This window comes from Bifidobacterium sp. UTCIF-38 (genome assembly GCF_006454495.1).
Lineage (GTDB): Bacteria > Actinomycetota > Actinomycetes > Actinomycetales > Bifidobacteriaceae > Bifidobacterium > Bifidobacterium callitrichos.
Genome location: NZ_JFAL01000029.1, coordinates 25,624 through 42,010 on the forward strand (window position 1 = coordinate 25,624; position 16,387 = coordinate 42,010).

A 16,387-nucleotide genomic window follows, 5' to 3' on the forward strand; every position below is an offset into this window, starting at 1 on the left:
AGGACGATCATGGGCGAAGGGACGACGATGCAACGGTTCGCGGTCGGATACGAGTTCCTGTGCCGCATCATCATGATGCTGATGGTGTGCCAGGTGGCGTTCATCGTGCACACGGTGATGGGTCTGGTGGTCGGCGGGTTCTTCCCGTCGGTGGCCGCCCTGTACGCCACGTTCCGCACATGGCTGCTCGATGTCAAGGACCGATCCTGGACCATCAGACAGACCTGGACGACGTTCCACCGCGCGTGGAAGTCCGAACTGGCGTCCGCGAACCTGTTCGGCTGGCCGCAGACCATCGTCTGGGCGCTGCTGGTCTGGGACTACTACCTCGTCAACTGGAACGACATGGGTGTGGTCGGCTATGCGGTCTCCGGCGTGCTGCTCCTCGTCAATGTGCTGTACGGCCTGTTCGTGCTCGTCTCGTGGACGATCCGCGCGAACTTCGACGAAGGCCCGTGGTGGGTGGTGCGCACGTCCGTCTCGATGGTGATCGCCCGTCCGTGGTGCTCGTGCATGGTCGTCGCCCTGCTCGTCGCCACGGTCTGGCTGTACCACACCTGGCCGGGGCTCGGTGTCGCGCTCGGCGTCACGGCCCCGGTGTTCGCCGTGATGATGGCGATCTATTCCTACGGGCGGTTGCCCGGCATGGACATCCACGTCCTCGAACCGGTCGAGGAGCACAGAAAACGCAAGCAGAAACGGAACGATCATGAGTGAGATGAAGAATCAGAATGTGAACGATGAAGGTCGCTACGGTCGCGGAACCGATGCCGTCATCAACCTCAACGGGGCGGACCGTGTCGCGGATGTCCCGCCACGGTTGTTCGGCTCGTTCGTCGAGCATCTGGGCCGGTGCGTATACGGGGGCATCTACGAACCGGGCCATCCGAACGCCGACGAGGACGGCTTCCGCACCGACGTGCTCGACCTCGTGCGCGAGCTCGGCGTCACCTGCGTGCGCTACCCGGGCGGCAACTTCGTCTCCGGATACAAGTGGGAGGACGGCACCGGTCCGCGCGACAAGCGTCCGGTGCGGCGCGACCTCGCATGGCACTGCACCGAGACCAACGAGATCGGCATCGACGATTTCTACCGTTGGAGCGTGAAGGCCGGCACCGAGATCATGCTCGCGGTCAACATGGGCACGCGCGGGCTGGAATCGGCCCTGGAGGAGCTTGAATACGTCAACGGCGCGCCCGGCACCGAGATTGCCGACCGCCGTGTGGCCAACGGCATCCCCGAGCCGATGGGTGTGAGGATGTGGTGCATCGGCAATGAGATGGACGGCCACTGGCAGATCGGGCACATGGATCCCGACGAGTATGCGGCGGCCGCCGATCGCGTCGCCCATGCGATGAAACTCGCCGAATCGAGCCTCGAACTGGTCGCATGCGGATCCTCGCACGCGCACATGCCCACGTTCGGCGAGTGGGAGCGCAAGGTGCTTACCAAGTCGTACCGCGTCGTCGATTTCGTCTCCTGCCATGCCTACTACTACGATCACGGCCACGTCGCGCGAGACGCCGCGCAACTGCAGGATTTCCTCGCCTCGGCCGAGGACATGACCTACTTCATCGACACCGTCGTGAAGCAGGCCGACACCGCGCGGGAGGCGAATCACGGGACGCGCGACATCGCTCTGTCGTTCGACGAGTGGGGCGTATGGTACTCCGACATCAAGGATGGCGCGGGTGAAGGCGGCGCATGGCCGATCGCGCCGCACAAGCTCGAGAACATCTACTCGGCGGCCGATGCGGTCGTCGAAGGCTCCCTGATGATCACGCTGCTCAAGCACTGCGACCGCGTGCGTTCCGCATCTCGCGCGCAGCTCGTCAACGCGATCGCGCCGATCATGACGGAGCCTGACGGTCCGGCATGGAAACAGACCACGTTCTATCCGTTCGCCGAGGCCGCGAACCACGCCAAAGGCGTCGTATACGCGCCGTCGATCGATTCGCCGACCGTGGCGACGGCGACCTATGGTGAGGTCGCGGCGGTCGATGCGGTCGTCACCTGGGACGAGGAGACACGACACGGACTGCTGCTTGCGGTCAACCGCGATCTTGGCGCCGCGCACGGGGTGACGGTGTCGCTGGCCGGGTTGGGCGATGACGAGTCGGGTTCCGGGGTCACGGGAACGCCGACGGTCGTGCGTGCGCAGCTGCTGCACGACGACGATCCGTACCGCCACAACACTGCGGACGAGCCGGACACGGTTGTGCCGCAGACGCTTCGGGTCGCGGCGTCCGGGGCGGGCGGATCGCTCTCCTTCGCCTTGCCGGCCGTCTCCTGGGCGGCGGTCGAATTCACTCTGTGAAACCGCCTGTGAGTCGTGTGTCGTCCCATCCGCTGGGTGGGTGGCATACGACTGGTCATCGGTCGGGCATGCGACGGAAGGGGAATGATGACGACGAACGAGCCGTATGAGGCCTACGTGTGGGCGTACTTCACCGGCGACACCGGCAGCAGCGAGCGCGTGAGCCTCGCCGTGTCGAACGGCAACGACGCGCTCTCATGGCGGGTGCTGAACGGCGGCGAGCCGCTGTTCGTCTCGCAGTACGGCACACGCGGATTGCGTGATCCGTTCATCATGCGATTGCACGGCGATTCACTCAGCGATGCCGGCTTTGCGATCATCGCCACCGACTTGAACGTGGCGGCCCTGCACGGCGACTTCAGTAAGGCGCAGCGCGAGGGATCGCGATATCTGGAGATCTGGGAGTCGAACGATCTCGTGCATTGGGGGCAGCAGCGTCACACGCTGGTGTCCGGTCCCGAGGCCGGCAATTCGTGGGCACCCGAGGCCCACTGGGTCGAGGAGACCGGCGAATACGCGGTCTACTGGTCGTCGAACCTGTACGGTGGCGAGAACGGTGGCGAGATCTCTCCGGACCGGCGCACCCACCCCACGTACGGGCGCATGATGATCGCCACCACCAAGGACTTCCGCACGTTCTCGCGCCCGCAGGTGTGGATGGACGTGTGCCGGGGCAACGGTTCCGACGGTTTCGGCCTGATCGACGCGACCGTCGCCCGCGACGGCGATCGCTGGTACCGGTTCGTCAAGGATGAGAAGACGATGACCGTGCGCGAGGAATGGTCGCACGACCTGTTCGCGCCGGTCGTCGGAAGCCTGCCGGGGGAGTCGGGCTCCCCGTCGGACGCCACTCATGATTCGACCTCCGACTGGCACCTCGTACGCGAGGACGTCGGCGTAGGCCTTCCCAACGGCGAACACGATGAGACCACCGGCGAGCCGAAGCTCTTCACGCGTGGCGAAGGCCCGTGCGTCTTCCGTGCGAACCCGGGCGACGTGAACGGTTTCAACTGGTTCCTGTTCATCGACCAGCCCAGCTATCACGGCGGCCCGAACCACTACATCGGCTTCGCCACGCAGAACCTCGATGACCCCGATGGCTGGACGCCGGTCAGCGATAAGCTGCGCGAGGGCCTTCCGGCCAACGCTGATGGCGGCAAGCCGCGCCACGGCACGGTGATGCCGATCACCGCCGCCGAACGCGCCCGCCTTCTTGCCGCATTCGGCTGATTCGGATTCCCGCCGCAGATTGAAGGTTGCATCATGTTGCTGATCAATGACCGTAGAGCTCCCATCGACCTGGAACCCGGCTGCGTGCCAGTACTGCGTTGGCGGGATGATGATGCCGTCACCGTCGCTGCGGATCCTGCACACGGCGGCGATCCGGTCGCCTATCAGATCGTCGTCGACGAGACGCCGGCCGACGCGGTCGCCGGTCGCGGCGCGATCTGGGCGTCCTGGAATCAATCGCCGGCGTCGTCCGAGTCGTCCGACATCTGGACGGACGGCGACGCATGGGGTGGCGTCGCCCTGGACGGCCTCGACACCGGTCCTTCACGCCGCTACTGGGCCTCTCTGCGCTGGCGATACGCCGACGGCACTCACGGCGCGTGGGCCGAACCGGTCATGTTCGGCACCGGCGCGGGCCGCGCATGGCGGGCCGCCCCCATCTGGGGGCCCGACCCCGACGACCTTGGCAACGCCTCCGGCTGGGCGTTTCTGCGCGGCTCCCTTCGGCTCCCCGACAGGCCCATCCGCTGGGCCACGCTCAATGCGACCGCCGCATCGACCCATCCGGCGCGTCAGTTCGTCTATCGCATGTGGGTCAACGGCACGTTCGTCGGCGTCGGTCCGACCTTCCCGATCGGCGACGAAACCCGATACGACGGCTACGACGTCACCGGATTGCTGCGCCCCGGCGGCGACAACGCGATCGGCGTCATCGCGTACACGATGGACGATCGCCGCTTCCTCGCACAACTCGACGTGTGCTACGAGGACGGCGCGATCGAACACTACGGCACGGGCGGCGCTGCCACTGATCCTGCGACCGCCGAGAACGCCCCGCGTGCGATGGCCTGGCGCGCACTGCCCGAGCCTTGGGCCGTGTACCCGCCGTCCGCGTCAATCGGCACCCAATACTTCGAGGCGCCCGCCGAGAACCTCAATGCGGACCGCTTCCCGCGCGGCTTCAGCGGACCCGACTTCGACGATTCCGCATGGGCGCCGGTGCAGGTGCGGCCCGCGTTCGAGCGGCTGGAGGCCACTCCAACAGACAAGATGATCGCCGTGGACGTGCATCCTGCGATGCTGCGATGCGTGACCCGCGCACTTGATGCCGACGACACCGCACCGCGACTCGTCGGCGTCGTCGCGGACTTCGGTGCGGGCTACATGGGCGGCATCAGGCTGGACCTCGACCCACGTGAGCCGATCGACGTCACCATCCGATACGGCGAGACCCTGAACGTCGACGGATCGGTGCGTTATCACCTCTCCGCCGGCAACGTGTACGAGGAGCACTGGCATGTGACGCCGGGCAGCGGGCCGCTGGAAACATGGGGATTGCGCGTGTTTCGCTACGTCGAGATCGACGTCGCGCAGCCGCCCGCGCAACCCTCCTCATGGGACGTGCCCACGCCGACCGGACTTGATGAACGCGCCGCGGCGATCGGGCGCATCATGTCGCGCGGCATCGGCCCGGACGGTGCGATCAGCGCGATCGCGCTCGTCTATCCGTCGGTGGCGGAGCGTCCGAGCCCGCTCGCATACCCCGGGTCGTTCCACTCCTCCGATCCGGCGCTCGACAATATCTGGCGACTCTCCGCGCACACCATCGAAGCGTTCAACGGCAACATCTACGCCGATTCGTGGACGCGCGAACGCGCCCCGTACGAGGCCGACACGTGGATCCAGCAGCGCGCTCACCTCGCGCTCGACGCCGCCCCATCGCTCGCCGAATACACGATCGACTGGCTCGCCGCAAATCGCACCTGGCCCACCGAATGGCCGCTGTACCTGATCCTCGCCGCGCACGACGCGTGGATGTACTCCGGTTCAGCCGAGTTCGTCGGGCGACTGTACGACCGGCTCGTCGCCCTGCTGCCCGAGCGGTACGTCGACGATGAAAGCGGTTTGGTCGTCAAGGAACCCGGCGAATCAAGCCATATGGACGGCGATCTGGTCGACTGGCCGCCGTCCGAACGCGACGGCTTCGCCTTCGGCGAGGTCAACACGGTGGTCAACGCGCTCGCATCACAGGCGTACGCCGACATGGCCGAACTCGCCGGCGTTCTGGGGCGGGGGAGCGACGCATCGCGATTCGCCCGTGTCGCCGCGCGCATGCGCTCGGCCATACACGAACGGCTTTACGACGCCGATCTCGGCGCGTACCGTGACGGACTCAACAGACTCGACAGGGGTGTGCTGCAACCCATCGATCACGCCTCGTTGCATGCGTCGGCGTTCGCGCTCGCCTTCGCCGAAGTGCCGCAGTCGCGGGTCGATCGGGTTGCCGCGTTCCTGCGCGGCAGGGGCATGGCGTGCAGCGTGTACTCGGCCGCCGCGTATCTGCTCGGGCTGTATCGCAATGGATTCGGCGCCGACGCGACCGCGATGATCACGGATCCGCGCACCACGCACTCGTGGGCGTACATGCTTGTGCAGGATGCGGGCGGGGCGATGGAGGCGTGGGACATCGCGCGCAAACCCAACACGACCTACTCGCATCCGTGGGGTGCCTCGCCGGCGTTCCTGCTGTCCGAGGGGCTGATGGGCGTGCGTCCTCTCGAACCCGGCTATCGCCGCTTCGAGGTTGCGCCCCAGCCGTGGGCCGGGAAGCGTGTCGGCGGCGTGGGCGTCGTCGGCGACGCGGCTGCCGGTATGGGTGCTGTCGACTGCATTCGCGAGGCCTCCGTGGTCGTGCCCACTCCCGCGGGCGACATCAGCGTCTCGTATCGGGTGCTTGCCGGCGAATCGTCGGCATCATCGGCATGCCTTGACGGGGAATCCGCCGCGCGCGCGAATGACCAATCCGGCGCGCAGAGGCATGACGGGCTCAGGGTGCCCGAGGAGGTCGTGCACTGTGTCTCGCCTGCGCCTGTCCTCGAACTTGATCTGACCGTCCCCTCGCGCACCCGCGCGGATGTGGTCCTGCCGACCGCCAGCTACCGGGAGCTCGGCCCCGGGCATCATCATCTCATCGGCTGAAGTTGTGCCGTTGGTTGGCCAGTACTGATTGGGCGGTGCTGGTCGGCCGGTGCTGGTCGGTGTTGGTTATCGGCGTCGGTAGGCGTTGTGTCTCGTGCGTGGTGGGTTGCCGACTTGTTGTTGTAGCGCTATAATTATAGCGCTACAACAATGCAGTGCATGCGAAGAAGCGAGGTAGGCATCATGAGCGCAGCAACCGTGTCCGGCAACGCCGGCAATGGCGCCGAGGACAACGAAACCAACAAGAAGACCGCGGCCGCCGACGTCAGCGTCGAGAACTCCGGCGCGAACGCCAAGAAGTCGGACCCGGACGCCATCGCGGCGCAGATGTTCCGCGTCGACGAGTCCGGCACCGCCGTCGAATGGACCGGCGACGGCGAATACATGCGTGTCGAGGCGTGGGGCGCGGACAGCGTGCGTGTGCGCTCGCGCCTGATGAACCGCCCGCTCGACACCGACTGGGCGCTACTCAAGCCTGATCCCGCCGCTTCCGACGCCTCGGGTGCAAAGCCGACGATCACCATCGACGGCACGGGCGCGGTGCTCGTCAATGGCAACATCACCGTCCGACTCGCCATCTACGGATGGCAGCACGACCACATCCGCCTCTCCTTCGAGAACACCGCCACCGGCAAGACCCTGTTCAAGGAGGCATCCGACGGCGGCGCGCTGCGCCTCAGGGCCCGGGCTCATCGCCCGCTCGAATCCGGTGCCGAATCGCCGATCGCCTCCTTCGAGGCGCCGGCCGGCGAGCACCTCTACGGCATGGGCGAATACCAGCAGAGCGTGCTCGACCTGAAGGGCTCCACGCTCGAACTCGCGCACCGCAACTCGCAGTGCTCGGTGCCGTTCGTCATCTCCTCCGCCGGATACGGCTTCCTGTGGAACAACCCGTCGATCGGCCACGTCACGTTCGGCCTCAATCGCACCGAATGGCACGCCGACTACTGCGACCAGATCGACTACTGGGTCACCGCCGGCGACAGCCCGGCCGAAATCGAACGCCACTACGCGGACGCAACCGGCCACGCGCCGGTCATGCCCGAATGGGGCATGGGCTTCTGGCAGTGCAAGCTGCGCTACTGGAACCAGGAGCAGCTGCTCGAGGTCGCGCGCGGCTTCAAGGAGCGCAACATCCCGATCGACCTGATCGTCATCGACTTCTTCCACTGGCCGCTCATGGGCGACTTCCGCTTCGACGAGGAGTTCTGGCCGGACGCCAAGGCGATGACCGACGAACTGCACCGCATGGGCATCAAGCTCATGGTCTCCATCTGGCCGCAGATCGACCTCGAATCCGAGAACTACGACGAAATGCGCCGCCGCAACTTCCTCGCCAAGACCCGCACCGGCAAGGACGTGGGTATGTGGTGGCCGCGCGACAGCCAGTTCTTCGACGCCACCAACCCCGAGGCCCGCGCATGGGTCTGGTCCAAGATCAAGCAGAACTACACCGACCTCGGCGTCGACGCGTTCTGGCTCGACGAAGCCGAACCGGAGTGGGGCGGCGACTACGACTACGCGCACTACCTGTTCCACTTGGGACCGGTCGGCAAGGTCGGCAACATCTACCCGGCCCTGTACAACAAGACCTTCTACGACGGCCAGCTCTCCATCGGGCGCGAAGGCAACACCGTCAACCTCTCGCGCGCGGCATGGGCCGGCGCCCAGCGCTACGGCGCCCTCGTATGGTCGGGCGACGTGCACTCCACGTTCGACGACCTGAAATCGCAGATCACCTGCGCGATCCACATGGGCGCGGCCGGCATCCCGTGGTTCACCACCGACATGGGCGGCTTCGCCGGCTCCGACATCACCACGGACGAGTTCAAGGAGCTGTTCGTGCGCTGGTGCCAGTTCTCCACGTTCCTGCCCGTCATGCGCAACCACGGCGACCGCGGACCGAACAACCACCAGGTGCTCGACAATCGCGGCAACAAGATCACCCACGTGCACACCGGCGACAACAACGAGCCGTGGAGCTTCGGACCGCAAGTCGAAGCGACCATGGTCAAGTACATCAACCTGCGCGAGGCCATGCGCCCGTACACGCGCGAACTGTTCCGCGAGGCCCACGAGAACGGCCAGCCGCTCGTGCGCGGCCTGTTCTACGAGTTCCCCGGCGAGGAGGCGGCCGCCGACATCGCCGACGAGTACACGTTCGGCCCCGACCTGCTCGTCGCGCCCGTCACCGAACTCGGCGCCCGTTCGCGTGAGGTCTACCTGCCCGGCGGCGAGACGACCACATGGACGAACCTGCACGACGGCGAAACGTACGCCGGCGGGCAGACCATCGACGTCGACGCGCCGCTCGACGTGGTGCCCGTATTCGCGCGCGACGGCCGTGACCATGGTCTTGCCGGTCGCATCTGAGTCCGCCCCCGTCTCAGGTAGGTAGAATCGACAGCTATGGTCACACTGGATGATGTCGCGGCGAAGGCCGGAGTCTCGCGCATGACCGCGTCGAACGCGCTGCGCGGCAAATCGGTCGTCAAGGCGTCGACCGCGCAGCGCGTGCTCGCCGCCGCCGCCGAACTCGGCTACCGGCCGAACCTCGCCGCCCGCCAGCTGAGCTCCGGGCGCACGCACATCATCGGCCTGTCCGTGGCCGACCTCGATTTCATCTTCCCCGCCGCGCTCGCCGCCGACCTGTCCGACGAGGCGGCGCGGCGGGGCTACCAGCTCATCACCCAGCAGACGCGCATGTCGTCCGACTACGAGCGCGCGATGATGAACTCGGCCAGCGCGCAGATCTGCGACGGCACGATCGTGTGCTGGCCGAGCTCCGACCTCGATGCGATGGCCGATTTCGCCGCTACCCATCCGCTGGTCGTTCTGGACGGGCATGGCCTCGAAGGGCGTGTGGACACCGTGTTCACGCCCAATCGCGATGGCGCCCGGTCCGCGGTGACGCATCTCATCGAGCAGGGCGCGCGGCGGGTGCTGATGCTGGGCACGCGGTATCTCCCGCCGGAGGAACTCGCGCGGATGCGGGACTGCGATGGCACGCAGATCGGCAACGCGAGCTTGCGCCTGTGTGGTGCATGGGAGGCGATGAGCGAGCATGGCGGCGTTCCGTACGAGTCGGACGACGTGTATCTGTGCGGCTGGGATCGCCGATCCGGGTATGAGATGATGCGGCGGATCCTATCCGAACGCTCGCCGCGCGACTTCGACGCCGTGTTCGCGCTGACCGATTCGATCGCGATCGGCGCGCTGAAGGCCCTGACCGAAGCGGGCGTGCATGTGCCCGAGGACGTGATGGTCATCGGCTTCGACGGCGTCACGGACGGCGCATACACCAATCCGGGGCTCACCAGCGTGGCCATCGACACCAAGGAGATCGCGACGGTCTGCCTCGACCTGCTCATCGACCGCATCGAGGGTGTGCATGGCGGCGCGCATGCGGATGCCATGGATCCCCACTGTGCAGATCGACGCGTTCCGGCCTCTCGTACCCGCGTCCTTTCCTGCCGCATAGTCGCCCGAGGCAGCGCCGAGCGGCGTTAAGCGCGGAGAGACGCGGCACCTGCATTATGCGTATGTCTGTCACGTTTTTCCTTGATTTTTGGGGTGTGTTTGTCACGTTTTGCGTCACGTTTTGCGTGCTCGCGATGCCGGTCGGGAATGGCTACCGGCGGGTGGACTCGCGCTGGATGAGATGGTATCCGGCGGTGAGGCGGCGTACCGGCGCGCGTTGATCGCGCGGCAGGTTGCAGGCGTCCTCGTCAAGACGTTCGAGGAGCAGTCCGACGGCCTTGCGCGCCAGATCGGGCATGTCGGTGGCGATGGTGGTCAGCGACGGCACCGAGTAGGTGCCCTCGTTGATGCCGTCGAAGCCGATGATGGCCACGTCGTCGGGCACACGCACGCCCCGGTCGGCGAATCCTCGGATCACGCCGAGCGCCAGTGAGTCGGTCATGCAGAAGATGCCGTCGAACGGCATGCCCTCGTCGGCGATCTTTTGCGCGACCTGCCGCGCGGTTTCCGTGTTCCAATAATCGACCGGAACGAAGTCGTGTTCGTCCACGTCGATGCCGGCTTCGTCGAACGCCTGCAATGCCCCGGCGAGGCGTCTGCCGGATACGGTCGTCGACTGGCGGTCGTCGACCAGCGCGTTGTAGTCGACGCCGAATACGCCGATGCGCTTGCAACCGATGTCGATGAGGTGGTTGATGGCGGCCTTGGCGCCGTCCTCGCAGGGGGTGAAGACGCAGTCGAAGAGCGGGTCGTCGGAGATGTCGTCGAGCAGGATCAGCGGTTTGCCGCCGTACAGCGCGCTGATCTCCTCGGGGGAGATGTTGCCGGGGCTGAAGATTGTGCCGTCGCACAGCTGGCTGGTGACCTTGCGCAGGATCGAGATCTCGCGCTCTTTCGAGTTGGAGGTCTGCTGCACGATGGCCTCGAGATCGAACTTCGTGGCCTCGCGCGCCACGGCTGCGCTCATCTCGGAGGGGTAGGGCTTGTCGAGCTCGAAGATGGCCACGCCGATGACGCCGGAGCGCCCGGAGCGCAGCGACCGCGCCGAGAGGTTGGCGGTGTAGTGGAGCCGCTCGGCGGCCCGGCGCACCTTCTCGGTGGTGTCGGGGGTGATGCGTGGGTCGCCGCGCAGCGCATAGGAGGCCGTTGCCCGCGACACGCCGGCGGCCTTCGCGACATCACTCATCGTTGCCATTCTCAAACTCCCGTGTGATTCGTCGTAATCGGCTTCGTGAAGCCGTTTTCATGTTATCGCTCCCACGTCGTCTCCGCCGTGGACGAAGCCAGCGTACCTCATTGATTTGACACGATTCAACGGCCGGGTGTATAACGTAAACATCCGAATTGAATCGTGTCAAATAATCGATTCAACGACGAGATACATGGTGAAGTTGCCATCAACCGACTTCGGGCGCAGCAGCTCGGAGGCAAGGAGGAAGACATGAAGTTCAACAGGACGATCAAGACGGCGCTTGCCGCGATCGCCGCGGGCGCAATGCTGATCCCGCTGGCGGCGTGCGGAGGCAGCGCCGATTCCGGCAAGATCAAGCTCAGCTACCTGAGCTGGAACAACGAGCAGATGTCCAAGCCCTACATCGACGCGTTCGAGAAGGAAAACCCGGACATCGAGATCGACTTCAGCTACTCGCCGCCGACCCCGGAGTACATCCAGACCCTGCAGACCCGACTGGTCGGCAACCAGGCACCCGACGTCTTCGTCATCACCTCGGAGAACAAGACCGACCTGATGGACAACGGCTACGTCAAGGATCTCACCGACGAGCCGTTCATGAAGAACATCTCGCAGGCCAACAAGGACTTCGTCTCCCGTGATGGCAAGGTCTACGGCATGTCCACCAGCTCCTGGGCCTCCGGCATCGTCTACAACAAGGACCTGCTCAAGAAGGTCGGCGTCGACGAGGTCCCGGGCACATGGGACGAGTTCCTCGCGCTGTGCAAGAAGCTCAAGAACGCCGGCATCACCCCGTACCTCGAGACCGTCGCCGACGGCCTGAGCCGCATCCCGGATTCGTTCCAGGGATCGATCTTCGCCAAGGAGGGCACCGACATCACCAAGCTCGCCACCGAGAGCAAGCAGACCCCGGGCGAGAACGAGAAGGAGGCCGTCAAGGCCTGGATGAAGCTGTACGACCAGGATCTCGTCACCCGTGACACCGTCGGCATCAGCGGCGACGACATGAAGACCCAGTTCGTCAACGGCCAGGTCGCGATGATCTGCACCGGCCCGTGGGACTTCGGCACCTTCCAGGAGGCGTCCGGCCTCAACTGGGGCTACGCCCAGATGCCGGCCCTCGACAAGGACCACGAGAACTACGCGCAGGGCTCCCCGTCCCCGGGCCTCGCCATCTACTCCAAGCTCGAGGGTGACAAGCTCAAGGCCGCCGAGAAGTTCCTGACCTTCATGTCCAGCAAGACCGCGCTCGACATGGACTCCAAGAATGGCAACGCCGTGACCGTCGAAGGCTACAACTCCTCCGTCATCGACCAGTTCAAGGACGTCTACGAGAAGAACGTGCAGACCGGCAAGTACTTCCTCATGACCAACTTCTACAAGAACCCCGACGTGCTGTCCACCGCCACGCAGGCCGAGACCCAACAGCTGGTCCAGGGCCAGATCACGGTCGACCAGTGGGCCAAGAACGTCGACGAGAAGATGGCCTCCGCCCAGTGATCCCGCCGGTCCCGCCGGACCTGCGGGACCGTGCATCGAAACCGGATGACCGCATGGCCATCGAATAACTGAATAACTGAATAATCGAATAGCCGCACTTGGCGGGCGGAACTCTCCTCCCGCCCGCCAACCTTATGCTTTCCGACGATTTTCCAGTCATTTCCAATCATTCCCAACTCTTTCCCAACCAAATCTCGAATGAACAAGGAGGATGTTCATGAGCGAGTCGATCGCGGCGGTGAAGAACCTGCCGCCGCTGGATGAACGGGCGTATCGCAAGCGCCGCAGGATGAAGGGCCTGCGTGACGATCTGACGTCGTTCTGGTTTTTGCTGCCGATTCTGGCTGTGTTCGTGGTGCTGTTCCTGGTGCCGCTGGTGCAGACGCTGATGTTCTCGTTCACTGATTTCAACGGCTACAGCATGGATATGAACTGGGTCGGTCTGGATAACTACAGGAAGGTGTTCTCCGACTCGTCGACCCTGCAGGGTCTCGGGTTCACGATCCTGTACGCGATCGTGGTGATGGTCGGTGTGACCGTGATCGCGATCCCGCTGGCCGTGGTGTTGAACCGCAAGTTCATCGGACGTAATTTCGTGCGTTCGCTGTTCTTCTTCTTCTCGGTGCCGTCGCTGGCGATCATGGGCATGGTGTGGAAGTACATCTTCTCCCCGATGAAGACCGGCGTGGTCAATTCCGTCCTGTCGATCTTCGGTGTGGACCCGGTCCCGTGGCTGAGCAATTCGAAGCTCGCCCAGTTCTGCGTGATCTTCATCGCGATCTGGGCCCAGATCGGCTGGCACGCGACCCTGTACCTCGCGTTCCTGCAGGCGATCCCGGCGGACCTGTACGAGCAGGCCACCGTGGACGGCGCCAACAGGTTCCAGCAGTTCGTGCACATCACCCTGCCCCAATTGATGCCGGGCATCGTGACCTCCACGTTCCTGCTGATGAGCGGCGGTCTGAAGGTGTACGACCTGCCGTTCACGATGACCAAGGGCGGTCCGGGCTATTCGACGTACACGGTGACCCAGTCGATCATCCAGCAGGGCATCGGGCAGTCCCAGTACGGCATCGGATCCGCGCTGGCGGTGCTGTTCTTCATCGCCACCGGCGTGGTGGTGTTCCTGCAGATGGGCATTTCGAACCTGATCTCGAGGAGGTTCCAGTGATGAGCAACGCAAACGACAAGACGACCGAGAAGTCGGGCGGCATGGATTTCACCACCCGCAGGCGCATCGGCTCGGCCGTCACCAGCGTGGTGATGATCGTGGTCGCGCTGATCTGCGCGGTGCCGCTGTGGTACATCTTCATCAACACGTTCAAGACGATCCCCGACATGGCCGCCAACCCGCTGGGCCTGCCGAAGGAATGGACGTTCGCGAACTACGCCAAGGCGTTCGAGACCGTGCCGATCGTGCGCTCCCTGATCAACACCGTGATCGTCACGTTCTTCGGCGTCGCGATCCAGGTGATCGTGGGCGCCCTGGCCGCGTACGGCATGATCCTGCGCAAGTCGGTGTTCACCGCCGGCGTGGGCGCGATCCTGATGGTCGCGTTCGTGGTGCCGGCCCAGTCCACGCTGATCCCGCTGTACCGCATGGAGGCGCAGGCCGGTCTGGTCAACACGCTCGCCGGTCTGGTCATCATCTACCTGGGCGGCGCCGTGTTCTGCTACTTCCTGACCGTGGGCTACATGAGGAGCCTGCCGTTCGAGCTGATCGAGGCGGCGCGCATCGACGGCGCGGGCCCCCTGCGCATCTTCTGGAGCATCGTGATGCCGCTGATCCGCCCGATCCTGACGACCGTGGTCGTGTTCCAGACGATGGGCACGTGGAACGACTTCATGAACGCGAACGTGTTCCTGTCCTCCTCGGACCTGCGGACGATCGTCTTGCAGGTGTACAACGCGGTGGGCCAGTTCTCGACCGACTGGCCGAGCTTCATGACCATCACCGTGCTCGCCCTGCTGCCCGTGCTCATCTTCTTCGTGTTCTGCCAGAAGTGGATCGTCTCCGGCCTCGTCGCCGGATCAGTCAAAGGCTGACGGGCGTCGCAAGACAGACAAGACAAGCAAGATCGGCCTATCCGTCCCCGTGCGAGGCAGCGCAAATCCTCCTTCCCGCGGCCTTGCACGGGGATTTTTGACGGATTTTGAAGAGAAAGACGTACTACCATGACATCCGTTCTTGAACCGACGATCGCTGCGGCCTCCCGCGTCGCGCGTGAAGAGCTCCCTCACCGCGTCAACGACACGACGCTGGCCACCAACCCGCTCCACCGCTACTGCGCCGACCCGAACCTCGCGATCTTCGACGGCCGCTACTTCCTGTACTGCACCGACGATGGCGTCGACGACTGGGGCACCACTTGCTTCAGCGTGTACGTCTCCGACGACCTCGACACCTGGGAGCGCCACCCCGCGCTCGACCTGCGCGACGTGCCGTGGTGGAACGGCGACGACGGCGCGTGGGCGCCGACCATCGTGCGCCGCGCGGACGGCAAGTACGTGTTCTACTTCGTGGCCGCGTCCGCGATCGGCGCCGCCGTCGGCGACAGCCCCTACGGTCCGTTCACGCCGGAGCCCGAGCCGATCGTGCGCAAGGGAACCTTCGACTGCCACACCATCGACCCCGGCGTCTACGTCGAGGACGACGGCACCCGCTACTTCCTGTGGGGCAACGGCAAGGCATGGGCCGCGCCGCTGAACGACGACTGCCTGTCGTTCGACGAGTCGAAGGCCTTCCACTGGATCCCGGGCGACTTCCGCGAGGCCATCTGGATCCACAAGCGCAACGGCCTCTACTACGCGAGCTGGTCGGAGAACGACGCGCGTGACCCGGAATACTGCGTCAAGTACGCGACTTCCCGTTCGCTCCGCGGCCCGTGGAGCGAGCCGCGTACGCTGCTCGAGCAGGATCCGGGTCACCACCTGTACGCCACCGGACACCACAACATCGTGAATATCCCCGGCACCGACGAGTGGATCATCGCCTACCACCGCTTCGCCTACAACCCGGCCGGCCGCTGGTCCGGCGGCGACGGATGCCACCGTGAGGTAGTGTTCGCGCCGCTCACGTACGCGGCGGACGGCTCGATCGATCAGGTGCGCCCGCAGGTCGGCTCCTACATCCGCTCGCTCGCGTTCTGACCGGCCCCGGCCGGGGCCGATGCGTGCAGCGCGCTGAGATCCACTGTGAACGGCATGGACCCGGGCAGGCGTTCCGGTCGCAGGAACATGGCCATGTACAGGGGCAGATACGTGACCGGACCGTCCTGTGCGATGTTTCCCTTGCATAACACATACGCCTGCCCGAGGTTCCAGTCCTCGACGCGCAGCATATTGTCGAGCGCCTTGTGGCGGGTCCAGTCGTTCCCCGATTTCACTTCCACCGGTATGATTCGCGAACCGGATTGGACGACGAAATCGACTTCCCCGTACCGCTTCGAATCGAAGTAGTGAGGCGTGAACCCCTGCGCGGTCAGTTCCTGCGCGACGATGTTCTCGGTGATGCTGCCGAGGTTCACCTCGAGATCGCCCTGCAGCAGGGCGAATTGGGCGTTGCCCATCGCGGCCGAGCACAGCAGCCCGGTGTCGCCCATGAACAGTTTGAGCAGGCTGCGCTTCTCGTTCGCCGCAAGGGGTGCGACCGGGGATTGCACGTTGTAGCAGGGCAAGGCCACTCCTGC

12 protein-coding genes are annotated in these 16,387 nt (G+C 65.1%); 10 read left to right on the forward strand and 2 right to left on the reverse strand.

The window, feature by feature from the left end; all coding sequences use genetic code 11:
- Positions 1–9 precede the first annotated feature (9 nt).
- The 6 genes from BW11_RS10360 to BW11_RS10385 all read left to right on the forward strand — a co-directional run bounded on the left by BW11_RS10360 (position 10) and on the right by BW11_RS10385 (position 10,036).
- Complete coding sequence (locus BW11_RS10360) at positions 10–717, forward strand: YesL family protein (protein WP_258184669.1); 708 nt, start codon at positions 10–12, stop codon at positions 715–717.
- Entirely contained in the window at positions 710–2,317 is a 1,608-nt protein-coding gene (locus tag BW11_RS10365) for an alpha-N-arabinofuranosidase (protein ID WP_181162595.1), read from the forward strand. Before BW11_RS10360 ends, BW11_RS10365 begins: the two co-directional genes overlap by 8 nt.
- An 84-nt stretch (positions 2,318–2,401) precedes the next feature.
- Positions 2,402–3,547: a glycoside hydrolase family 43 protein gene (locus tag BW11_RS10370; protein WP_140445659.1), complete on the forward strand. Its 1,146-nt coding sequence runs from the start codon at positions 2,402–2,404 to the stop codon at positions 3,545–3,547.
- A 33-nt stretch (positions 3,548–3,580) separates the two neighbouring features.
- Positions 3,581–6,526: a family 78 glycoside hydrolase catalytic domain gene (locus tag BW11_RS10375; RefSeq protein WP_140445658.1), complete on the forward strand. Its 2,946-nt coding sequence runs from the start codon at positions 3,581–3,583 to the stop codon at positions 6,524–6,526.
- A 183-nt stretch (positions 6,527–6,709) separates the two neighbouring features.
- Positions 6,710–8,899, forward strand: coding sequence for a glycoside hydrolase family 31 protein (locus tag BW11_RS10380; protein WP_258184668.1), 2,190 nt, complete (start codon positions 6,710–6,712; stop codon positions 8,897–8,899).
- Between the two features lie 36 nt (positions 8,900–8,935).
- Positions 8,936–10,036, forward strand: a complete 1,101-nt coding sequence (locus tag BW11_RS10385) for a LacI family DNA-binding transcriptional regulator (RefSeq protein ID WP_140445657.1) — start codon at positions 8,936–8,938, stop codon at positions 10,034–10,036.
- A 121-nt stretch (positions 10,037–10,157) separates the two neighbouring features.
- On the opposite strand, the gene BW11_RS10390 is transcribed toward BW11_RS10385, so the two are convergent.
- Positions 10,158–11,192, reverse strand: coding sequence for a LacI family DNA-binding transcriptional regulator (locus BW11_RS10390; RefSeq protein WP_181162594.1), 1,035 nt, complete (start codon positions 11,190–11,192; stop codon positions 10,158–10,160).
- A 255-nt stretch (positions 11,193–11,447) separates the two neighbouring features.
- On the opposite strand from BW11_RS10390, the gene BW11_RS10395 reads away from it, so the two are divergent.
- The 4 genes from BW11_RS10395 to BW11_RS10410 all read left to right on the forward strand — a co-directional run bounded on the left by BW11_RS10395 (position 11,448) and on the right by BW11_RS10410 (position 15,848).
- The gene (locus BW11_RS10395) at positions 11,448–12,698 is read left to right on the forward strand and encodes an ABC transporter substrate-binding protein (protein WP_107042314.1); all 1,251 of its coding nucleotides are present in this window, start codon (positions 11,448–11,450) and stop codon (positions 12,696–12,698) included.
- A gap of 217 nt (positions 12,699–12,915) precedes the next feature.
- A complete protein-coding gene (locus BW11_RS10400) occupies positions 12,916–13,869 on the forward strand; it encodes a carbohydrate ABC transporter permease (protein WP_140445655.1) in 954 nt (317 codons plus the stop codon).
- Between the two features lie 41 nt (positions 13,870–13,910).
- Positions 13,911–14,744 carry a carbohydrate ABC transporter permease gene (locus BW11_RS10405; RefSeq protein WP_181166144.1) on the forward strand — a complete coding sequence of 278 codons (834 nt, stop codon included), beginning with the start codon at positions 13,911–13,913 and terminating at the stop codon, positions 14,742–14,744.
- A gap of 129 nt (positions 14,745–14,873) precedes the next feature.
- Complete coding sequence (locus BW11_RS10410; RefSeq protein ID WP_140476369.1) at positions 14,874–15,848, forward strand: family 43 glycosylhydrolase; 975 nt, start codon at positions 14,874–14,876, stop codon at positions 15,846–15,848.
- Here the strand turns inward: BW11_RS10410 and BW11_RS10415 are convergent.
- Positions 15,824–16,387: DUF4143 domain-containing protein (locus BW11_RS10415; protein WP_140476370.1), on the reverse strand; the 564-nt coding region annotated here is incomplete at its 5' end. The genes BW11_RS10410 and BW11_RS10415 overlap by 25 nt on opposite strands.